Source organism: Oceanobacillus sp. GQ8, assembly GCF_059758495.1.
In genome coordinates, this window is the sequence record NZ_JCAXEV010000003.1 from 33,000 (window position 1) to 54,835 (window position 21,836).

The following is a 21,836-nucleotide window of genomic DNA, read 5'->3' on the forward strand; positions in this document are numbered from 1 at the left end:
AGTCCTATGTTTATAGGCTTTTCTTTATTTATGTTTGGGCCAATCTTATTTGCATTATATATGAGTTTAACGGATTGGCCATTACTGGGTGAAGCAAGTTTTATCGGATTAGATAACTATCAATCTATTATAAATGATGATGAATTTGGGCAAGTATTTAAAAACACCTTAGTATTTACAGGTGGGTTAGTACCCCTAAATATATTGTTAGCATTAGGATTAGCTCTATTATTAAATAAAAAACTAGCTGGAATTGGTTTTTTTCGAACAACCATTTTTGTTCCAGTCGTAACGTCATTAGTGGTTTGGGCAATCGTTTGGAAGTACATGTTTGCTACCGATTATGGTTTTGTTAATCAGATTATTGAGATGTTCGGTGGCGAGGGGAAGAACTGGTTATTCAATAAAGATCTCGCAATGCCTGTCGTTATTGTAACAAGTGTATTGAAAAATGTTGGGTTGAATATGATTTTATTCTTAGCAGGTTTACAATTAGTACCGCATAATTTATATGAAGCTGCTCGAATTGATGGTGCTAATCGATTGAGCCAGTTTAAAAACATAACACTTCCAATTATTACTCCCACCATCTTTTTAACCACGATCATCACGATCATCGGTGCCATGAAGATCTTTACACAAATTTACGTTATGACACGTGGTGGTCCTGAAAACAGTACCAAAGTGTTAGTCTATTACATTTGGGAAAAGGCTTTCCAATTATTTGATTTAGGATATGCTTCAGCGGCAGCCTTTATCTTATTCTTTATTATTTTGATTTTCACGTTGATTCAATGGCAACTGAGAAAGAGGTGGGTATACAATGAAGACTAGTTTTTGGGGAATACTCCCGAAATATATTCTGCTAATTTCAATTGCAGTCATCATGCTTATGCCATTTCTATGGATGCTATCCACGTCGTTGAAAGATCCGACCCAAATTTTTACTTTTCCTCCTGAGTTTATACCAAGTTCAATAAATGTCGAAAGTTACATCACGGTATTAACGGATACGTATTTTCTTCGGCAATTATTTAACAGCATTTATATAGGTGTAGCAGTCACCATAGGAACTTTGTTACTAGCTTCGATGGCAGGCTATGCGTTTGCTCGTATCAATTTTCCTGGTAACAATTTAATCTTTATTTTATTTTTAAGTGTCATGATGATACCAGCAGAGGTTACGATTATTCCGTTATTTTTATTTATGCGTGACCTAGGTTTCATTGATTCACATCTTCCATTAATATTAATCCCAATTTTCGGTTCTGGAGGAGCATTCGCAGTATTTGTGATGAGACAATTTTTTAAACAGATACCGAAAGATTTAGAAGAAGCAGCGCGAATTGATGGTTGTTCGAGGTGGCGGATCTTTTGGCAAATTATGCTTCCTTTATCTAAACCAGCTTTAGCTACCGTAACAATCTTTACATTTCTCACTAGTTGGGACGAATTTTTACAGCCTTTGATTTTTATAAAATCTCAGGAATTAATGACCTTACCACTTGGGCTTTCATTATTTACAGATGAAGCAGGTACAGCATGGGATCTACTTATGAGTGCTTCTGTATTAGCTACTCTACCTGTATTAATTGTTTTCTTCTTTGCTCAGAAACAATTTATTGAAAGTCTAGCGATGAGTGGATCGAAGGAATAATCATGGAGAGGAGTTTTACTATGAAGACGATTAATGAAGCAGCGAAAACATTACCAATTCGAACAGAAGCAGAGGTGGTAGTTTGTGGGGGTGGTCCAGCTGGAATTGGAGCGGCTTTAAGTGCAGCAAGGACAGGCGCAGAAACGATTCTAATTGAACACCATGCATTCCTTGGTGGCATGGGAACAGCTGGTATGGTAACATCTTTTGCTTATGGATACCATGATAAAAAACGATTTATTATCGGTGGAATTTTTAAAGAAATACGGGAAAAATTATATGAACGAAATGGTTTGATTAAGACGGCGAGAAAGGGATGGGAACCGTTTAATCCGGAGATTTACAAAATGTTAGCATTCGAACTCCTTCAGAAAGCAGGTGTCGAAATTTTATGTCACACATCGATAGTAGATGCTGTTACTAATGAAGGGAAAGTTGAAGCAATCATTATTGAAAGTAAGGCTGGAAGGGAAGCAATCGTTGCAGAACAATTTATTGATGCTACTGGTGATGGAGATTTAGCAGCACGGGCAGGAGCAGAATATAAAATTGGAAGAGATAAAGACGGAGGAACACAGCCATCTTCACTCATGTATATGCTTGGAAACGTGAATATTCATGAAGTGGGTAAAAAGCTTCATGAAGAAGGTAAAAGGGGATACTGGGAAGCTGAAGACGGTAGATTCTTTTTAAACGCTACAGGTTTTCAGGAAGAGATTATTGAAGCGAAAAAGAAAGGCTATCTTACGAAAGTAAATCGTGACCATGTTGCTTCTATTTTTACTGTACCGTGGCTTGATGATGTAGTTGGTGTTAATTTTGTTCGAATTCAAGGAAAAAATGCTTTGGATCCAAAGGAATTGACAGAGGCAGAAATTTTAGGGCGAGAGCAGGCCCTTGATGGTATTGAGTTCTTGAAGAAATTTGTTCCAGGATTTGAAAATGCACAACTTGTTACCACAGCACCTCAACTTGGAATTCGTGAAACGAGAAGAATCATGGGTGATTACGTAATCAATCAAGAAGATATTGTTGAGGAAAGACAGTTTGATGATGTGATTGCTCAATCATGTTATATGATTGATATTCATTCTCCTGATTCGGATAAGACAGAGATTTATAAATTACCAAAGGGTACACATTATGATATTCCATATCGTAGTTTGGTGCCTGTGGGGCTAGATAATTTATTATTGGCCGGAAGATGTATATCTGCTACACATGAAGCTTTGGGATCGTTTAGAGTGCAAGCTATATGTTTGGCATTAGGTGAAGCTGCAGGTACAGCAGCAGCATTATCAACGAAAGAGAAGTGTAAACCAAGAGATCTGTCTGTGCAACTTTTACAGGATACGTTAAGGGGTAATGATGCAATACTAAGTTAATAGGATGATATTCGACCTGTGAACAGTGGAGCAATTGTTCACAGGTTAAGTTTATTTTTGAGTAATCTTATATTTCCAGTTAAAGAACTAGTTGATGATATAAAGGACGAAGCAGAAAAGCTGGATGCTGAAGATATAAATCAACACGAAGAGCGTTTTTCTAAGAAAGCCGGAACATCAGTAGTTTACGCTGTGCTGTTACTTTACTACACACTTCAGAAGCCAGATGTGCCAATGAAAGTGAAAGCAACCATTTAGTTGCCTATGCTTGACATGCAACTATAAGGTTGCTTATACTAGGGACATGAATTGGGACAAAGATGTGGTATTCAAAGCACTTAGTGACGCTACACGGAGACTTATATTAGACGAGTTAGCCGAGCGCAATGAGTTAACGTTGTATGAACTGACAACACGACTAATCATGAAGCATGACCTTTCCATCTCACGACAAGCGATAGCCAAGCACCTTGCAGTACTCGAGGATGCTGCGCTCGTTGAATCGAAAAGAAAGGGGAAATATCGAGTACTTATTTTCAACAACGCACCACTTAAAGACCTGCTGAAAGGCTGGGTAGAGTAGTACGTTTTAGGAACCAACAAAATAAGGGAGGAACCCATTATGAAAATTATTGTGAATAGTATATTTGTAGAAGACCAAGACAGGGCATTAGATTTTTATTCCGAAACGTTAGGATTTGTAAAAAAGCATGATGTTCCAACAGGAGAACATAGATGGATTACACTTGTATCTCAAGATGAACAAGACGGAACAGAGCTTTTACTTGAGCCGAATGAACACCCAGCCGCAAAAGATTATCAACAGCGGTTATTTGCTGAAGGTATTCCTGTAACCATGTTTGGGGTTGCAGATATTCATGATGAGTATAAACAGCTAGTGGAAAAAGGCGTGCAGTTTACGATGGAACCGACAGAAATGGGCAATGTCACGATCGCTGTTTTCGATGATACGTGTGGGAACTTGATCCAGATCATCCAGCAGTAATATACACTAATTGATGAAAACTACGTAGAAAATGAGGTGAGATAATATGGATAGTCAAATGGAGTTGGAATTCGAAAAATCGAAATCAGGCGATAAAGAGGAACGTTATGAAGCATATCAAACTATTTTAGAGGCAACGGACCAAAAAGTTGATTGGGCATATGAGGTATGGGACCAACTAGTAGAGGACTTAACCCATAAAGATAATCATCAACGCTCTCGTGCAGCGCAATATTTAGCCAACCTAGCTAAAAGCGATCCAGAGATGAGAATGATGAATGATTTCCCTATGTTATGGGAGGTAACGAAGGATGAAAAGTTTGTGACAGCTAGACATAGCCTTCAATCGATTTGGAAGGTCGGGATAGCTGGTACACCGCAAAAGGAAAGGCTAATGGAATATATGGTGGAGCGGTTTAAAGGAACAGATGAAAAAAATTATACGTTAATTCGAAACGACATCCTGCAAAACATGCGTAATTTATATGACCATTATAATGAGGAGTCTATTAAACAGACAGCTTTAGATTTGATTGAGACAGTTGAAGACAAAAAGTACAAGAAGAAGTATATGGGGATATGGAAGTAGTACAAACCATAGCAAGGGTTTGCTGGAGATAAGGTGTCTTCAGCTTTTTTTGTGTTTGAAAATGTTATACAAAAGGCGCCTTCTTGTTAACGAAGGACGCCTGATTGCAATCTTTTTATAAATTTTTTAACATGGAATATTTTTGATACGCTTTGTAGCAACTACTACCCAAAACAATAGCCATAAGAGCAGGAAGCAATTTCAAAAGGACGAAGGGCGTTTCAAATAAAAGTGCTTTCCAAAATAATGAACCTTCCATACTCCAAAGACCTTCATGGTATAAAGTCGAATCGCTGTAGAGCATAAATGAATAGGCCAAACACATCATACCCAACCATAATGAATAATTCATTAACCTTTTGTAATAGCTAGCCCTGGATTGGCGATCCGAAAAGATTTCATTCTGGCCATCGTCTTCTTTTTGCCAACGCTGTATTCCACTAAGCCGGGAGCCTCTTATATGGATCCAACCGAAATCTTCATATATTCCTTTGTATTCCGCGAACTTCTGTTTAGATAAGTAATCTTGATAATCAAGTCGCATCACATATTGCTTATCCGTTTTTTCGAAAGTGTAGATCCCTAATCCACTAATACTGGTACAGCGATAGCCTTTTTGTAATTGTTCCGCCAACCATTGCTCTTCTTTTTCAATGCTAAAGAATAGTTTAAACCTCTTCATTTGCTTCCCTTCCTTCATACAAAGATAAAATATGCAAAAGTCTTTCTTGTTCCGATTTCAAAACGGCGCTTCCTTCTGTCGTGATCCTATACGTTTTCTTTCGACCTGAATTTTCCACAGGTTCAATCCAACCATGTTTATTCAAGTTCTCAATCGCTCCATATAATGTACCAGCCGCTAAAATAACGGAGCCATTACTCATTTTTTCTATCTTCTGCATTACAGCATAGCCGTGAAGTGGCTCACGTAGAGCTAATAAAATATAATGCATGGTTTCAGACAACGGCAATAACTTATGTTTCATATTCTCACCTACTATTCAGTTTAACTATACATTTCAACTTAATAATAATGTAATACAGTTCAACTGAATAGTCAACAGAAGTTTTATAATAAGTTGGGTAGAGCACGAATTTATGGGCTGTGCGGGCTTGCAAAAACCACGCCATAAATACCAAGAGAGAAATGATAAGTGTGGGTTATGCCATATTCTGAAACGACTTCCCTAGTCATGAATTGATTTTCGAAACTATTGATTGCAAGGCTTATAATAACGGTAGGATAATCACAGGCCGCGTTTTATCTTTTAGAACATCTTTTATGGTCCACTTGTTCATCCCTTATGTACTCCCTTTTATTCTTTTCTTCGGACATTATTTTGCCATAGTATAGTTTAATTTTGATTTTTGTTTTTGAATCTGCAAAGGTCGAAATACTCGAAATCAATGATTCTTAACCTTCTGGTATGATTTAAATAAGAAGATATATGATGTTGGGAGTTTAGTCACTTAAATTAACGGGACAGTTTAGTTAAAGAAGACCTTATGTTTAATACTAAAGATTCTAAGTCACTATCTTTTTGCTGTTTTTTTCCCAGCAATGAAATTACTGTATAAAACCCCAACCAATATTTTTAAGTTTAGAATGAAGCTATTTATAGTTGAGATTCAGTTTATATTGTCTTGATATAATTCTATTAAATGAAAATGAAATAAATAAGTAATGAAGTACATTGAAAGAATTGTCTTCAAGAATTGGATGAGTTTCAACAGGTATTCAATATCCTTATTGAGCATTCCCGAAAGTCGGAATTTTAATGACTAACAAGGAAACAAGAATAGAGGATCAATAGTTCAGCATATGCATAGAAAAAGAGGTGGATTTAAAGATAAATAATAATAATAAAGCTATTACTAAGATTCTCATTCAATAGATTAAATAAAAAGTGGAGGAATTTACAATGGAGATAAAATGGAGTATTCGACTTATTAGATTTGCTGCTATATTTGGTTTTATAGGTACTTTTATCGGTTCGCAAATGGCTGGGGAAATGGATTATTCTATGAGACCTATTCATGCCCATATCTTACTTGTTGGATGGCTGTCAGTTTTCGCATGGGGGATATTCTACAGAGTATATAGAATAAAAATAAAGAAGCTTGTTTCTATTCACAGTACGTTAGGCATGCTAGGGGCATTAGGGTTAACAATTGGCATGTGGTTTTATATGATTAACCCATTTAATTTCAATGATACCTTAGTAACCGTCTTATTTATAGTTGGAGGTTCATTGTTGCTCCTGGCGTTTTTATTGTTTGTCATCGTAACTTATTTTATAGAAAAATAGAGTTATAATAATCAAACGAAGCAACTATTGTTAATAGAAAAAGGAACTTACATCATTTGTAAGTTCCTTTTTTGTCTAATTAGCTGTCCTTACTTATACAATCACTTTCTCCCATTTAACGAGGGATTTTCACCTTAAAGGTGCTTCCTACTCCTAATGTACTTTCTACTTCTATTTTCCCTTCGTGAAGGGCAACAATCTGCTGAACGATTGAGAGGCCCAGCCCTGTACCTTCTTTTGATCGTGAAGAGTCGATACGATAAAAACGTTCAAACACGTCTGCAATTTGTTCGGCTTCAATGCCGATACCAGAGTCATCAAAGGATACTACTGTCCCGAGATTATCCTGTGTTAGCTCAATCCCTATACTTCCGGAAGGCTTGTTATACTTGATAGCATTAGTCAAAAGGTTATCCCATACATTTTCTAATAGTTCTTTATCCCCATTAATTTCCAATGGAGGAAGCTGATAAGCGATGTCTATGTCTTTCTCTTCAAACTTCCATCGGTATTTCCGAATCAACGTCCTGAGTTGTTCATCCAACCGATATGTTTGACGTTTGAAAGGAAAGGAGGATTGATCGAGAGAAGTTAGTAACAAGAGTTGCTTAGTTAGGCTTGATAACCTTCCTGCTTCTTTATCAAGCACCTCTGCATACTCCCTTCTTTCACGATCTGATAAGCTCTCTTGACCCAATAGTTTGGCATATCCTTGAATATTCATTAAGGGAGATTGAAAATCATGTGAAACATTACTAATAAAGGCTCTCCTTGAAAGGTCATTATGTTGGAGCTGCTTTTGCATAGTGTTAAAACTCTCCGTCAGTTGTCCAATTTCATCTTTTCGTCTGACTTGAACTTCATACTCAAAGTTTTCTTTTGCTATTTGTTTTGTTGCCTCCGTCAGTTCCGCGAGTGGTTTAGTTAACTGTTTAGCAAGCCAAAGCATTCCAAGAATGTTAATCATGGCTATGACAGCGATAAACCCGATGATGACGGTATGAATGTCCGATGAAAAGAGCTTAGCATCCGAACGCATAAACAGTCCGTAGTTTTTCCCGTTCCATTCAAGAGGAACACCGACCGTATTCCTTAGATCGTTGGAGAAATGACTCATAAACCAAAAGTTTGGAAATTCCTCAATCCCGTGATAGATTTTCTGCTGATCTAGAACTTTTTCTGCTTCTTGGGGAACCGTTTGTTTGGTGAACGGTTCCCCATAAGATTTTCCAATGCCTTCTTCATCGAGCAAGTAAACTTGGTATCCCAATTGAGCGACCGACTCTAAGTATTGGTCCATACTCGCAGTCGAAAGATGTGAATTCTCTAGCACATCTGCTGTGTTCTTAGTAATAATCACTTGGTTTTCGTCACTCTTCTCTTTTGTAACGATAATATAGTATAAATTGGCTAAAGATAATCCCAGGAATACGCTGACGACTAAGGTTAGCAATGTGGCAATCGTAAATTGGCGGTAAAGAGTCGTCATTTTACTTCTTCTGCCTTATAGCCGATACCTCGTACAGTCACAATTTGCAAGTTTGTTTCGTAGCGTTTCAGCCTATCTCTAATGCGGTTAATATGGGTGTTTAACGTTCCTTCATTTCCTTCGTGCTCCTCTCCCCACACATGGTCAATCAAAAGATGACGTAAAGTAACTTTATTTAGTCGGGCGGCTAACAAAGAAAGAATTTCAAACTCTTTTAATGGGAAAAGGATCGTGTCCTGTCCCACAATTACTTCGAAATTTTTCCGCTCTATAATAAGATTGCCGGCCTTTATAGAGTCATTCATAGCCCGTTCAAATCTTCGGAGAACAACAGCTACTCTGTATAACAGTTCTTTAGGTTCAAAAGGTTTAACAATATAATCTTCAGTACCTGATAAAAAGCCTTCTTCCTTATCTTCCATTTGACCCTTAGCTGTTAATAAAATTACTGGAATATCTAAGTCTTTTGTGAGCACTCTAGTCAAGGAAAAGCCATCCATCCCAGGCATCATTACGTCGACGATCGCTAAATCGACCACATCGTCCTCGAGTAACTGTAGTGCCTCCACAGCATTATTGGCTCGAAAAACAGTATATCCTTCTTTTGTTAGGTGGATGAAAACAAGTTTTAAAATATAAGGGTCATCATCTACGATTAAAATTTTCATCGGTTAACCTCCTGACAGGAAAGCACGAAGGATAAAACTGTGCTCTCCTTCCGATTTTACTCTTTTTTATCCTTTTCAAAAAACAGGATGAGGGAAGGTAGTAAGAGTCCGCGAACTAAGAATGTATCAATCAAAATGCCTAATGCTACAATAAACCCAAAAATGAACAGATCAGCAATCGGCATGGTCATCAACGCAGCGAACGTAGCAGCGAGAATAATCCCAGCTGAGGATATAACTCCCCCTGTGTTTCGTACCGCAACTTCCAAGGCCTTTTTAACATTATGTTTCTTACGTTCTTCCATGAAGCGGGAAACTAAAATGATATTGTAGTCAATCCCTAGTGCTGTCAGGAAAATAAATGAATATACCGGAACTCGAGTACTGATCGCCTCGTAACCGAAGAATAGATCCACAAGGAAGGTTCCCAGACCGAGCGCAGAAAGATAAGAAACAAGCATAGTAGCCATCATGTAGACTGGCATTTTATAAGACCTGGTTAAGAAGAACAAGAGACCTAAAATTAACACAGTTTCAAGTAGAACGATCATGATAATATCACGGTTATTAATTTCACGTTCATCTAGTAGTTCAGGTGTTTCCCCAGCATAATAGAGATTACCCTCCATTCCAGTTGAAGTCATCAACTCGTTTTCTTGACTGCGTAAATCTCCTATAAAATCAATGGCTTCCTTTGAGTATGGATTTAATGAGAGAACGATTCTGTATTTTGCTGCCCCATCTTCATCGTCAATAAGCTGTACAGATGAAATGTTCTCATTAGATTCAAGTTCTTCGGATAAAGCCTTTGTTTTTTCCTCTGTTATGGATTCCTCACCTAGAGCAAGGAGGGAAATAGGTGCAAGTTCACCTTTATCGTAATTTTCCTCAATGATTTCATAACCTTCACGGGATGGAAGGTCTTCTGGAAAGGACTTGACTGTGTTGAACTCATAATCCAAGTTGAATAAATTCAATGCGGTAACAATCAAGAATAGTAAAACGGAAACTCCAGATATTACTGGCTTTTTGATAACAAATTTAGCTACAGGACCCCAGATACTATTTTTAATTTGCGTCTCTTGTCCATATTTCGGCACCTTTGGCCAGAAAGATTTACGGCCGAACATAGTGAATAACGCAGGAACCAGGGTGATGGATGCCAACATAATAATGAAAATCGCCATTCCAAAGACAGGCGCAAAGTTTTGGTAATCTCTGAACTCAGCAACAAATAATACCAGCATCGCGGCTAACACCGTACCTCCTGCAAAGAAGACAGGTTCACCAGTCGCTCTCATCGCATGTTTCATGGATTCATACTTGCTTTCGTATCGGTAAAGTTCTTCACGGTATCTTGAGAATACAAATAACGAATAATCTATGACAGCCGCAAAGAGAAGAATACTCATAATGGAAGTCGTCGAGTTATTAATTTCAAGTCCAGCTGCTCCCATCAACGCTACGGATTGATTTGTTACCTGGTATACGATCATCGTAGCAAGTATAGGAATGAAGGCCAATAAAGGCGAACGGTAAATGAAGATTAATAAAATGAGAACAATTGCAATGGTCGCTAATAATAACACAAAGTCTGCCCTCTCGAACAACTTTAACGAATCCCCTGCAATACCAGCAGGCCCAGTGATGAAAAATTCGGTATCCGCCATATTAGCGGCTAAATCATTACCAATCTTAGATGCCTTGTCATTAATCTTGGCAAAATCGTCATTTCCTAACCCTTGCTCCAGTGTCATAGGAACCATAAGTGTAGATCTATCATCTGAGACAAATTGTTCTATTGCTTGAGATGGCATTTGAGATATATTAACAATAGTGTCAACACCATCAATATCTTCTGTCAAAATAGCCTCTACAATTACTTGTCCATTGGATATATTGATGGCTCCCTTTTCATTATGGAATACGAGAATCCCTGGAATTCCTTGTTCATTGGGGAAGTACTCATCTAATTTATCCTTAGCGATCATCGATTCAGCGTCATCCGGAAGAGACTGAAAGTCAGTCACTTTATAATCGTTAACACTTGGGCCAGCACTTAAACCAATCATGACAACCAGCCAGACAGCTATGGTCAACCATATTCCTTTTTTTGTTGAAACCCAATCAGTTATCGGGCGTAGCAATTTACTCAATACTTTCACTCCTTTAGGTTTTATCAAAAGTAGATTATCAAATCAATATAAACTTAATATCAACTTTTGATTTCATGGAGGAGTTCCAGATTGAAGAGAAGCAATTAATAATTCACTTAAGTCTAGAGGTATTAATGGTGTTTTTAAGGAGGGTATTCACTGCACTTTCCAGATGGCTGGGAAAAATTTCTGTAATATCCTCTTTTTTCACTAGAGCTTGCATAATATCTGATGTAAAATGACCCATAAGGGAAGACCTCTTTTCTTCGGATTTTGTGTGGTAACTTAATTCTACAAGAAAAGGTCTTCCTTTTTCTATTTATTCATTTACACAAGATATTTTCAGCTGCCGCAAGAAGGATAAGTACCTTTTTTGTAGAAGTTATTAAGCTAAAGCAGCAGTAAAGTAGAAAAAGGTTTTATAGTTTGTGTATGCTAATATATTATTAGAAGATACAATCTTTTGAAAAAATGGAGGGATGCTTTATGAAGAGAAAATTAGGTTTAGTTTTGGGTTTAACAGGGGTTCTTGCCCTATTTATTGGATTTACGGATGTACTAGCAAAAGGACAAGCTGACGATCATAATGGAGATAAAATTAGAGTTGTAACAATAGAAGAACAAGAAGTACGTGAAAATAAGGCAGTTGAAGAAAAAGATCTTAAAACATTTATAACAGTAGAAGAACAAAATAAAGTAGAGAAATTATCAGCTTTTTCAGGATTTGTACAACAAGAAAACGGACAAGGGTTTTATTTTATTAAAGAGAAATAAACGAGGGTAGAACAAAAATCCCCACTGATTGAACTTTCACTTTATAACCAATTAAATATAGGAGAGGTAATGATGAGCAAATCATTTATTGAGCAAGTACATTATATTCGAATCCCTGTTAGAGATTTAAATCAGTCTGCACACTGGTATAGAGATGTATTAGGGCTTCAGTTGTTATCCATCACGGAGGATCCATATGCGATTATAAAAGTAAATGAAGGGCCTTTTTTACTTATCTTAGTTCCTACTGAAGATAACACCTTTGCGCATTTTACGATTAATAATGAATCAGCATTTAGCATTGGTTTTACAAGCCCAGATTTACCTGGTTTTCATCAACACCTTATTGATAATGGTGTTAAGGTGGAAGATATTATAGAAGATAACGAACATGCTTATTTCCACTTTTTTGATCCAAGTGGCAATAAACTTCAAGTACACTGGTAAGAAGAAGGTAGGTAGTTTTAGTAGATTGCTAGGGAATAATAACAAAACATTTAGGGCGTTAACCAATGGAGGGTTTACGCCCTTTTTTGTTGAATTATTGGATAAACGAAGCAGTTAAGTTTAAGAAGGTGTATAAGCCATTTCAACAAGAAGCATATTTTTGATTTATTTGACGTAAATAGCAAGTGAAATGTCGTTCTTTGCTAGTTACACAGCGACATTAAGTTGGTAATCTAATAACTGTTCCACCAGCAAGGCTGGACACAATCAAAACCATTGAATCTATAGAAAGGCTAAAGGAGGGATTTATTAATGACGCCTTATACTCGTATTAAATTCCCGACAGGATTTTGGACAGGATTACGCCAATTAGGAGTCGCTCCCCATGAAGTAGTTCGAAAAGCAGGGCTTCCACTCACTATTATTAATGAAACAGTTGTCAACGCCAGCCAATATTTTTCAATTTGGCAGGCTTATTCCGATCTGATGGATGACATTGCCAAGGGGATTATCAAGCTTGTGAACGGCTTTGAAACTGTTCATTATCCCCCGGCCATACTAGCAGCTTATCACGCTCGTTACTACCGTGATGCACTAACGCGAATGGCTAGGTACAAGCAAATGTGTCCCCCTGAAAATTTACTTATCACCGAGGAAGATGATCATTGTACAATTGAACTGAAATGGTTATATACTGATCAACCTGGCCCTTCGATGCTGATTGGTATCACGCTGGCGTTTCTTCTAGAACTAGGGCGCAGAGGGACAGGTGAAATTTTGACGGCAAAGTCCGTAGAATTTTCACATTCAATGGGCGACGTAGACCTACTTGAGAATTACTTCGGCTGTCGTATCAAGACCGGTGGAAATTGTAACAAATTAACGCTCCATAGAAGTGACTTGGACAGTCCCTTTGTTTCGTACAACAAAGAATTGCTGGAGATTTTGGCTCCCGTATTGGATCAATCTTTGGACGAGCAAGTGCGCAGCAACTCAATCACTGAGATGGTTAAGTGGGTCTTGGAACGTAGCCTGACAGGAGGGCGTCCCGACATTCAGACTGTCGCTGGCGAGTTGGGGATGAGCAATCGTACATTGCAGCGACGTCTTACTGATGAAGGAACAAGCTTCAAGCTTCTTTTAACACAAATCCGACATGAGCGGGCACGGGCGTACTTAGCAGACCCCTCGCTCGATATAAGCGAAGTAGCCTTCCTAATTGGATATGAAGACCAAAACTCGTTCTACCGGGCTTTTCGCCATTGGGAAGATGATACTCCTTCAAACTGGCGTACTGAACACTTAGGAAAAACTCACTAAATTGACATGTTAAAACTGTATTTTAAAAAAGTAACCTAATAAAAACTGCTATTTATTAACTTTTATCTTCAAGTGAATTAAAAGGAGAAATGTATGATGGATATGAGATTAAACAATAAAACAGCTTTAGTTACAGGATCAACGAAAGGTATTGGTAAAGCAATTGCCGTTGAACTTGCTAAAGAAGGTGTTAATGTACTAATCAATGGACGAAATGATAAAGAAGTGGAACGAATTGTAAAAGAAATGAAATCAGATTTCCCGACTACCCATCCTCAAAATGCAACGGCCGATATTGTGGATATTCAACAAAGGGAATCTTTATTTAAAACACACCCTAATATTGATATTTTAGTTAATAATATGGGTATTTATGAAATCATGCAATATGATGATGTTGACGATGATGTATGGGAAAAATACTTTCGCACCAATGTTCTTGCAGCAAATGGATTATCTAAATTTTATTTACCTAAAATGTTGAACAATGATTTTGGAAGAATTATTTTTATTGCGAGTGAGGAAGCAGTTATGCCTTCAGGACAAATGCCTCAGTATTGTATGACAAAATCAATGCTATTATCGTTGTCAAAAAGCTTATCTAAATTAACAACAGGAAAAGAAGTCACAGTTAATACGATCATGCCAGGGCCAACACTCTCTGAAAACGTGCATCCAATAATCGAGGGGATATACCCTAATGGAGATATGACTTTTTCAGAAAAAGAGAAAGAATTTATGACTACAAATCTGCCTCAATCGGAAATACAGAGATTTATCAGGCCAACTGAAATAGGCAGGCTAATTACATTCCTGTGTAGTCCTTATGCATCCGCATTTAAAGGGTCTCCAATCCGCATGGATGGCGGAATGGTACCGACTATTTTTTAGCACGCTTCATATATTATGGTTAAAGATCTGAAATAATAATTATCTTTAAGGCGTTAGCCCTTGTTCAACTAACGGATGCGTTAATTCTAGAAGGATTAACGCTGTTTTACGTAGAAGTTATTATATTAAAGGGGCAGTTTAGTTTAAGTAGATAAAAAGGATAAAGGGGACAACATGATGCTAACAGAAAAAGTACATATTGCTGTGCCAACAGCTTTTTATGAAGATGAATCTTTAAATATTCAAGGAACAATAAGCCATATAAGAGACCTGTATAAACAGGGAGTAAAATCTGTTCTTGTCTCTGGAACCACTGGAGAACAGCACAGTCTAAACTTCCAAGAGAAGATTGAAATAATAAACGGTTTAGAATGGGAAGAAGAACTTATTAGTAATATGAAAATTATATTTGGGGTGGCTTCAATTAGACAGAAAGAAGCAGAGGAATTAGCAGAAAAGATTCGTCACACAAAAATATCAGGTATTATGCTTGGGTATCCACCGTATGTTATACCGACACAAGAAGAAGCATTCGTTTATACCAAGAAGATTATTGATCTTAGTAATAAACCTACAATTTTATATAACAATCCAAAAAGAACTGGATTTGATTTATCAGAGAAGAGCATTATTCAATTAAGTAAGATAGACTTAGTGGTTGGTATAAAAGATGCTGGAAACAAAGAAAAAGTTGAACGAATCAAAGATGGTTTACATAGAAATGATTTCTATTTTTATGCTGGGGGAGAAGTGGATTTAGAGGAAAAAGTATTACATGGATATGATCGCCTTTCTTCCATTGCTGGGAATGTTTCCCCTACAGAAATTAGCCAATGGTTTCAAAAAATTCTTATGAAGCAAAAAGTAAGTAAACAAGAAAACGAACGAATAAAAAATATTATGGAACAAGTTTATCAAGGAAATGCTATCGTGAATTTGAAAGAAATCATTAATCATAAGGGTATTCCAATTGGGATTTGTAGGAGTCCAATAGGAATATTTAAGACTGATTACTAAAATATTTATACAATCATGTAATATTTTTATAAATTCTTGCACTTACACTAAAGGGCGCTTTAGCTCAACAAGGAGCTGGTCAGTTTTTTTTGCGGCCTTTCAACTCTAAGTAAAAAAATGTTCCTAATTATCGTATACATAAGGAGTTTAGCAATGGAAAAGTGGGATTTATTTGATAAACATCGTAATAAAATAGAGAAACAAATAACTCGTGGAGATGAAATGACACCAAAAGAGTTTCATTTAGTAGTACACGTCTGTATATTTAATTCAAAAGGTGAAATGCTGATTCAGCAGCGTCAGCCCTTTAAGCAAGGATGGTCGAACCTTTGGGATATCACTTGTGGAGGTAGTGCGGTTACAGGCGATACAAGTCAACAGGCTGCTTCAAGAGAGTTATTCGAGGAGTTGGGGATTCATTATAACTTTGAAAAAATTCGTCCACACTTTACTATTAACTTTGAACGTGGCTTTGACGATTTTTATTTAATTGAATATGATGTTGATTTGAATGAATTGACGTTACAGGCTGAAGAGGTGCAAGCAGTCAAATGGGCTTCTAAAGAGGAGATTTTAAAACTTATCGAACTAAAAAAATTTATACCATATTATGAGAGTATCATCGCGTTTCTTTTTGAGGGTCGACATCATTATGGCTCTATTCGTCTGTAAATCTAAAAAGTTTTACTATTATTAGACTACCATTAAGACAAGGGGGAGGGTGTCGAGTGCCAACTGAACATAAACTCGGTAATATTGTGATTCTGAACGGAACTCCTCGGTCTGGGAAATCAAGTATTGCAACGGTTGTCCAGAATACTTTTGATGGGGTATGGATGAATCTGGGAGTTGATACTTTTATGAAAATAACCCCAAAACGGTATCAACCTGGAATTGGACTAAGACCTGGGGGAGAACGTCCTGATTTAGAGCCTTTGATTGTTACTTTATATCAAGCCATGTACGAGTCAATTGCTGCACACAGCCGTTCAGGCTTAAATGTTGTGGTTGATGTTGGACATCATGATTTCTATTCAGTTCGGAGGGGTATTCTTTCTAATTGTGCTAACCTTTTAAAGGACTTTCCTGTGTTATTTGTAGGTATCCGATGCCCCTTAGATGTTGTTATGGAGCGGCGAATTGAAACGTGGAACACTGGTTACACAGAAGATGGGAATGTACCGCAACCCGTGATTCTTTGGCAAGATTCCGTTCATGTGCCTGGTATTTATGATTTAGAACTTGATACATCGGTTTTAAGCTCTGAAGAATGTGCAGATGCAATCCGAAAGCGATTAAAAACAGAGCCATATGGTACGGCATTTAAACAAAGTGCAGATATGAGTAGAGGAGAGTTTCCTGATAGATAGTACATTTAGATGAAAAAGATTTAAAGACAATATGTCTACACAGTTTGAACTATGTAGACATATTGTCTTCTTTTATACCCATAACCTCTCTTGCTGTTTCTATGAAAGCTAATATGATCGGTGATAGCCACTTGTCTTTATGCCATGACATCTGTGTATATACATCTAAGTCTGACATTCGCCAAGGAAGAGCAATAAGTTCACCGCGTTCCACTTCGACTTCCGTTACTATTTCAGGAAGAAACGCAATACCAATTCCCGAGATTGCACATTGTTTAATGGCTTCTGCACTTTGAAACTCTAAAGGAGAAATACTATCAATGTCTCCATTCCTAAATGTTCGGTCAAACATAGTTCGATAGGGACAACCTTTTTCATTAATGAGGAAAGCTTCTCCCTGAAAATCTTCAAGCTGTAATGTAGTGCGTTTCACAAGCGCATGATCTGGAGCGGCGAAAAAGCTAAAAGTTTCCTTCGTCAATGCCTCCACTGCAAGTCCTGTTGATTGGATGGGCTCGTCCAATATAAAAGCGACATCTGAGGTTCCATCAAATAGTGTTTGTTTGAGTTGTTGATTTGGAACGGAGCGAAAGATAAGGCGAACTCCAGGATAACGCAAACGGAAAAGTTTAAAGACCTCTGGAAGCCGATAGGCGCAAACAACCTCGTTGGCACTGATTGTTAGCGTACCGCTTAGAATTTCAGTGTCATGGACGGAACTGCGAGCTTCTTCTAATTTGTTTAGAATGTCCTGGACATGAGTTAAAAAACGTTTCCCCGCAGTTGTGAGAACGAGCTGCTTTCCTAAACGATCAAAGAGACGAACATCAAGTTCTTCTTCTAATGCTTTTATTTGCATGGTGACGTTGGAGGGTACATAGTTTAGTGCTTCAGCAGCTCGACTGAAATTTAAAGTTGTTGCAACCGTTTGGAATGTGTTAAGTTGGCGCAATTCCATCATGATTCCTCCTTGAGCTTTCAATATTATTGAATACTACTATTAATTTTGTTCACTTTTATTGAATGTAGCACGGCATTATACTTAATAACAAGAAATACATTCTAGCTGTTTGTGTTTCATTTGAAAGGAGTGATTACTCAATGGAGGATTTTGAGATTTATAATTTAGGTGATGTAACCTTGCAGTCCGGAGTGATATTACCAAATGCTTTTCTTGCTTACAAGACTTATGGAACTTTGAATGAAAAGAAAGATAATGTCATCCTTTATCCAACGGCATTTGGTGACCAGCATGTTAATAATGAATGGTTAATTGGCAAGGAGATGGCACTAGATCCACAGAAATATTTCATTATTGTTCCTAATTTGCTAGGGAATGGACTATCTTCATCTCCAAGTAATACACCTGAACCATTTGATAAGGGTAATTTCCCTCAGGTAACTATTTATGACAACATTCAATTACAGTATAGACTAGTGACAGAAAAATTTGGTATTAAAAAGATTTCTCTTGCAGTTGGATGGTCACTGGGAGGTCTTCAGTCATTCCAATGGGGAGCAATTTATCCTGACATGGTGGAACGAATAGCCTCTTTCTGTGGAAATGCAAAGACTTGGCCGCAAACGTATGTAGTCCTAGATGGACTTAAAGCTGCGCTCATGGGATCAATTGGCTCAGATTCAACGAAGTTAAACCAATTAACTTCTGAATCCATGCGTGCTGTCGGACGTGTCTATGCAGGTTGGGGATTATCCCAGACCTTCTATAAAGAAGAACTTTTTCGGGAAATGGGATTTGATTCCTTGGAAGATTTTGCGGTAGGAGTTTGGGAAAATAGTTTTATGAATATGGATCCGCACAATGTAATAGCCATGTTATGGACAGGACAACATGCAGATATTAGTGAAAACTCCTTGTATAACGGAGATTTTGATGAAGCATTAAAAAGTATAGAAGCGACTACTTATATCATGCCAGGAAGTACAGATCTCTTTTGCACTGCAGATAATAATGAATATGAGGCTAATCTAGTACCTAATAGTGAATATCATCCTATTAAATCAGTATGGGGCCATTTTGCCGGTCGTGGGATAAACCGTACCGATAATCAATTTATTGATGACAATTTAAAGCACTTATTGGCACTTCGTACAAAGAGATAGATTAAATTTTCAATAGGAATGCTTTGCTCTTGGTGCTTGCAATGTGTGGAATTTTTAATAGTATTTTCCTTCATTTTAGCAATTGTTTTATCATCCACATTTTTGATGATATAAGCCATTTTGAACTATTCAACAAGGTAAATGATACTGCTATTAGCAGCTCCAACAGCAGGGCGACAATTTTTATTGACATACGTTTGAAAATGATGCGAAAACCATTGTTAGTTCATGTGCTAATGGTGGTTAGAAGTAAACTAAAAGGTGAACTAAAAGGCATAGCTACTTACAGCCATGCCTTTTAGTTATGTGTCTTAAATCTTATCGAGTGTTCTTCCACTAAAGCTTCCGCTACTTACTTACAAAAGCTTCTTCTTATATTTTGATATCCTTACAAATTGCTTATTCTGATAAACTCTCCAATATTAGCGCCTACCCAAGCCCCGATAAATGGGAAAGCGTCGAGAGGAAAGTCCAATCTTCCAGAGTTAAAATCCTTACTAAACATTAATACTGTAATAAAAGCACTTATAACAATGATGATGACAGCCTCAATCATTTTTCTTCGCTTCCAACGATTCTGTCCAAAACGGTTTTTCTCAAATTCCTGCACTATTCTACTTGTCTTCGTACCAAAAGGCCTTCTCGTTAGGGTGGACAACGTGATGGTTACTATTATCCACATAAGCACACAAAATCCCCCAATGAGCAGGGATGGTTTTCCGTTCTCGGCAAAATAACCAAATAGCACGAATAACAAAAGCATGATGAGATTAAATTGAACTAATTGCTTCTTTTTTAAATGTTTTATTTCTTTTAAATCCCATTGTGTTTCATCCATTTTATTCTCCCCCCTGTTTAACATAATGCTCCGTAAATTAAATAATCTCTAAATAAATTTTAACATAAAGCCATTCTTCCTAGAATGAATTTTCTGTCTGGTCTGCGTGTTAAAATTAATGAGCAAAAAGTGTTCAAAACTACTTGACGGTTACAACGTACGGTGTGACCAGGGGGAAAAGGAAGCGATAACTTCAAACCCTTACCTATCTGTATGAAAAGAAGATAAAGGAAAAGAATCTATTCCAAGGTAGTTTAAGTAGAATTTTCCACAAATATTAGGTCATCTTAAAAGCAGGAGGGATGATCTTGGTACTTCGAGTATTATTACTACTTATTCTCATTAGTTTTCATTTAGCAACAATGGTTAGTGCAAGCTCCCCATTAAAAGCAGCTTTTATTCGTGACAACCAGTTATGGATCAAAGACGGTGATGGCAGAAAGACAAATTACAAAGGACAAATATGTGTATTCTCCGAAATGGTCATATGACGGTCGATTTATTGCTTATATTGATGGTGATGATCAAGGAGAAAAAGCGGACCTATTCATATATGACCCAAAGGAAAGAGAAAACTACCAGTCATATGTAAGAGTTGAAACAACGAACTTCAAATGGTCCCCGATTAAAAATCAATTAGCTTACAATTCAGAAGGGCTACTAAATGTCACAAAAATGAAAAATGATCGTCCACATGGTTTTGAAAATGTCTCTCTAGGTGTTAGTGATTTTGAGTGGTTCCCAAACGGAAGAGAATTTATCGTTTCTTCCCAAGCCAGTTTGCGTCCTACTGGGTGGGGACCAATACCACTTTATAAGGTTCCCGTAGATGCGAATCTTTCTGAAGAGAAAATGAAACCTTTTTATACCATTCAAACAAAAAATCAAGGTTTCTTTGCTATTTCCGCAGAGAACTTTAAATGGAGCTTTGACGGAAAGTGGGTTAGCTTTTTAGCCACTCCAACGGCTTCTTGGTCAAATGATAGTAATACATTAAGCGTTTTGTCATCAGAAGGAGAAGATTTTCAAGTAATAGGAAAAATGCTTTGGTATCAAGACTGGATGAAGTGGGCTCCTTCGGCCAACAAACTCGCATATATTTCTGGAGAAGGAAGATTTTTTGTTGAGAACAAAAACACTACAATTGCTGATATACCAACTTCGAAGCAGCAAAAGGAGTACACACCTAAAGGTTATGTCGATCTTGATTTGGAATGGTTTTCACCCGAGCAAATCATTGTCGCTCGTGCCAAAGAGAACAAGGAGTGGGATGAAGGACCTGTTCCAACCATGTTCACAGCACTTTATGTTATCAATGTTAAAACAGAAGAGCAAAAACGAATCTCATTTCCAAAGAAAAATGAACTTGACAGAGATCCTCAAGTTGTTGGCTCTAAACTTACTTGGTTTCGAGAGAATTTAAATAGTACGAAAGGCGATGTATGGGTGAAGGAAGGATTAAGTGATCGAGAACATCTATGGATTCAGGATGTTGATTCAGCTCCAATTTTTTATACTCAGAATGGTAAGCATTGAGAATACGTTTATTAAAAAAGGTTAAAAACGATTGCGATACTTCAAAGTTGAAGGTCGCTTTTTATTTCATCAACAAGAATGTGACAAATGAACTAAAACAAACGGGTGCTTTTCTTAAAGAAGGAGAAGTACTTTTTTGTTGAAGTTATTTAACTAAAGGGGCAGGTAATTTGAAGAAGTATTAGTTATAATTGAAATTGATTTGTAATGCCAATAACGTATCCTCAGACAAACAAGAAAGAATGTGGGTTAATGAAGTT

The 21,836-nt window shown here is 37.2% G+C and carries 22 protein-coding genes and 2 pseudogenes; 17 read left to right on the forward strand and 7 right to left on the reverse strand.

From position 1 onward, the window contains the following. Window positions 1-6: 6 nt before the first annotated feature. From AC6CHS_RS09125 to AC6CHS_RS09155, 7 genes and pseudogenes are all read left to right on the forward strand, one after another. Window positions 7-834 (forward strand): carbohydrate ABC transporter permease, encoded by an 828-nt coding sequence (locus tag AC6CHS_RS09125; RefSeq protein WP_498236450.1) that lies wholly within the window; start codon window positions 7-9, stop codon window positions 832-834. Beyond that, window positions 824-1,657, forward strand: coding sequence for a carbohydrate ABC transporter permease (locus tag AC6CHS_RS09130; protein ID WP_498235728.1), 834 nt, complete (start codon window positions 824-826; stop codon window positions 1,655-1,657). Before AC6CHS_RS09125 ends, AC6CHS_RS09130 begins: the two co-directional genes overlap by 11 nt. A 20-nt stretch (window positions 1,658-1,677) precedes the next feature. Then, on the forward strand, window positions 1,678-3,042 hold the full coding sequence (locus AC6CHS_RS09135; protein ID WP_498235729.1) for an FAD-dependent oxidoreductase: 1,365 nt from the start codon (window positions 1,678-1,680) through the stop codon (window positions 3,040-3,042). 99 nt (window positions 3,043-3,141) lie between these two features. Next, window positions 3,142-3,297 (forward strand): annotated as a pseudogene (locus tag AC6CHS_RS09140) (YkvA family protein); the annotation flags it as partial. A gap of 49 nt (window positions 3,298-3,346) precedes the next feature. Next, window positions 3,347-3,625, forward strand: a complete 279-nt coding sequence (locus tag AC6CHS_RS09145) for an ArsR/SmtB family transcription factor (protein WP_036575890.1) — start codon at window positions 3,347-3,349, stop codon at window positions 3,623-3,625. Window positions 3,626-3,664: 39 nt separating this feature from the next. After that, window positions 3,665-4,048: a VOC family protein gene (locus AC6CHS_RS09150; protein WP_498235730.1), complete on the forward strand. Its 384-nt coding sequence runs from the start codon at window positions 3,665-3,667 to the stop codon at window positions 4,046-4,048. 46 nt (window positions 4,049-4,094) lie between these two features. Next, window positions 4,095-4,637 (forward strand): hypothetical protein, encoded by a 543-nt coding sequence (locus AC6CHS_RS09155; RefSeq protein ID WP_498235731.1) that lies wholly within the window; start codon window positions 4,095-4,097, stop codon window positions 4,635-4,637. A 115-nt stretch (window positions 4,638-4,752) separates the two neighbouring features. Here the strand turns inward: AC6CHS_RS09155 and AC6CHS_RS09160 are convergent, their stop codons facing one another. Both AC6CHS_RS09160 and AC6CHS_RS09165 read right to left on the reverse strand, forming a co-directional pair. Beyond that, complete coding sequence (locus AC6CHS_RS09160; RefSeq protein WP_498235732.1) at window positions 4,753-5,319, reverse strand: DUF2812 domain-containing protein; 567 nt, start codon at window positions 5,317-5,319, stop codon at window positions 4,753-4,755. Beyond that, window positions 5,306-5,623, reverse strand: coding sequence for a PadR family transcriptional regulator (locus AC6CHS_RS09165; RefSeq protein ID WP_498235733.1), 318 nt, complete (start codon window positions 5,621-5,623; stop codon window positions 5,306-5,308). Before AC6CHS_RS09165 ends, AC6CHS_RS09160 begins: the two co-directional genes overlap by 14 nt. Before the next feature lie 936 nt (window positions 5,624-6,559). Here AC6CHS_RS09165 and AC6CHS_RS09170 point away from each other — a divergent pair. Next, complete coding sequence (locus tag AC6CHS_RS09170; RefSeq protein WP_498235734.1) at window positions 6,560-6,946, forward strand: hypothetical protein; 387 nt, start codon at window positions 6,560-6,562, stop codon at window positions 6,944-6,946. Window positions 6,947-7,061: 115 nt separating this feature from the next. Here the strand turns inward: AC6CHS_RS09170 and AC6CHS_RS09175 are convergent, their stop codons facing one another. From AC6CHS_RS09175 to AC6CHS_RS09185, 3 genes are read right to left on the reverse strand one after another with little or no spacing between them, the layout of a single operon-like run. After that, window positions 7,062-8,435: a sensor histidine kinase gene (locus tag AC6CHS_RS09175; RefSeq protein WP_498235735.1), complete on the reverse strand. Its 1,374-nt coding sequence runs from the start codon at window positions 8,433-8,435 to the stop codon at window positions 7,062-7,064. Next, window positions 8,432-9,103, reverse strand: a complete 672-nt coding sequence (locus AC6CHS_RS09180; RefSeq protein WP_498235736.1) for a response regulator transcription factor — start codon at window positions 9,101-9,103, stop codon at window positions 8,432-8,434. The genes AC6CHS_RS09175 and AC6CHS_RS09180 overlap by 4 nt, the downstream gene beginning before the upstream one ends. A 56-nt stretch (window positions 9,104-9,159) precedes the next feature. Further along, entirely contained in the window at window positions 9,160-11,259 is a 2,100-nt protein-coding gene (locus AC6CHS_RS09185) for an MMPL family transporter (protein ID WP_498235737.1), read from the reverse strand. 486 nt (window positions 11,260-11,745) lie between these two features. Between AC6CHS_RS09185 and AC6CHS_RS09190 the strand changes: the two genes are divergently transcribed. From AC6CHS_RS09190 to AC6CHS_RS09220, 7 genes are all read left to right on the forward strand, one after another. Further along, on the forward strand, window positions 11,746-12,033 hold the full coding sequence (locus AC6CHS_RS09190) for a hypothetical protein (protein ID WP_498235738.1): 288 nt from the start codon (window positions 11,746-11,748) through the stop codon (window positions 12,031-12,033). Window positions 12,034-12,105: 72 nt separating this feature from the next. Next, complete coding sequence (locus AC6CHS_RS09195; protein WP_498235739.1) at window positions 12,106-12,480, forward strand: VOC family protein; 375 nt, start codon at window positions 12,106-12,108, stop codon at window positions 12,478-12,480. Window positions 12,481-12,792: 312 nt separating this feature from the next. After that, window positions 12,793-13,800 carry an AraC family transcriptional regulator gene (locus tag AC6CHS_RS09200; protein ID WP_498235740.1) on the forward strand — a complete coding sequence of 336 codons (1,008 nt, stop codon included), beginning with the start codon at window positions 12,793-12,795 and terminating at the stop codon, window positions 13,798-13,800. A 96-nt stretch (window positions 13,801-13,896) separates the two neighbouring features. Continuing rightward, a complete protein-coding gene (locus tag AC6CHS_RS09205; protein ID WP_498235741.1) occupies window positions 13,897-14,691 on the forward strand; it encodes an SDR family NAD(P)-dependent oxidoreductase in 795 nt (264 codons plus the stop codon). 177 nt (window positions 14,692-14,868) lie between these two features. Next, a complete protein-coding gene (locus AC6CHS_RS09210) occupies window positions 14,869-15,708 on the forward strand; it encodes a dihydrodipicolinate synthase family protein (protein ID WP_498235742.1) in 840 nt (279 codons plus the stop codon). A 153-nt stretch (window positions 15,709-15,861) separates the two neighbouring features. Beyond that, the gene (locus AC6CHS_RS09215; RefSeq protein WP_498235743.1) at window positions 15,862-16,380 is read left to right on the forward strand and encodes an NUDIX hydrolase; all 519 of its coding nucleotides are present in this window, start codon (window positions 15,862-15,864) and stop codon (window positions 16,378-16,380) included. A 56-nt stretch (window positions 16,381-16,436) separates the two neighbouring features. After that, window positions 16,437-17,078: a chloramphenicol phosphotransferase CPT family protein gene (locus AC6CHS_RS09220; protein ID WP_498235744.1), complete on the forward strand. Its 642-nt coding sequence runs from the start codon at window positions 16,437-16,439 to the stop codon at window positions 17,076-17,078. Window positions 17,079-17,127: 49 nt separating this feature from the next. Here AC6CHS_RS09220 and AC6CHS_RS09225 read toward each other — a convergent pair whose 3' ends face one another. Continuing rightward, the gene (locus tag AC6CHS_RS09225) at window positions 17,128-18,036 is read right to left on the reverse strand and encodes a LysR family transcriptional regulator (protein ID WP_498235745.1); all 909 of its coding nucleotides are present in this window, start codon (window positions 18,034-18,036) and stop codon (window positions 17,128-17,130) included. Between the two features lie 143 nt (window positions 18,037-18,179). Between AC6CHS_RS09225 and AC6CHS_RS09230 the strand changes: the two genes are divergently transcribed. Next, a complete protein-coding gene (locus AC6CHS_RS09230; protein ID WP_498235746.1) occupies window positions 18,180-19,202 on the forward strand; it encodes an alpha/beta fold hydrolase in 1,023 nt (340 codons plus the stop codon). 388 nt (window positions 19,203-19,590) lie between these two features. Here AC6CHS_RS09230 and AC6CHS_RS09235 read toward each other — a convergent pair whose 3' ends face one another. After that, the gene (locus AC6CHS_RS09235) at window positions 19,591-20,040 is read right to left on the reverse strand and encodes a hypothetical protein (protein ID WP_498235747.1); all 450 of its coding nucleotides are present in this window, start codon (window positions 20,038-20,040) and stop codon (window positions 19,591-19,593) included. A 308-nt stretch (window positions 20,041-20,348) separates the two neighbouring features. Here AC6CHS_RS09235 and AC6CHS_RS09240 point away from each other — a divergent pair. Further along, window positions 20,349-21,576 (forward strand): annotated as a pseudogene (locus AC6CHS_RS09240) (TolB family protein). Window positions 21,577-21,836 lie beyond the last annotated feature (260 nt).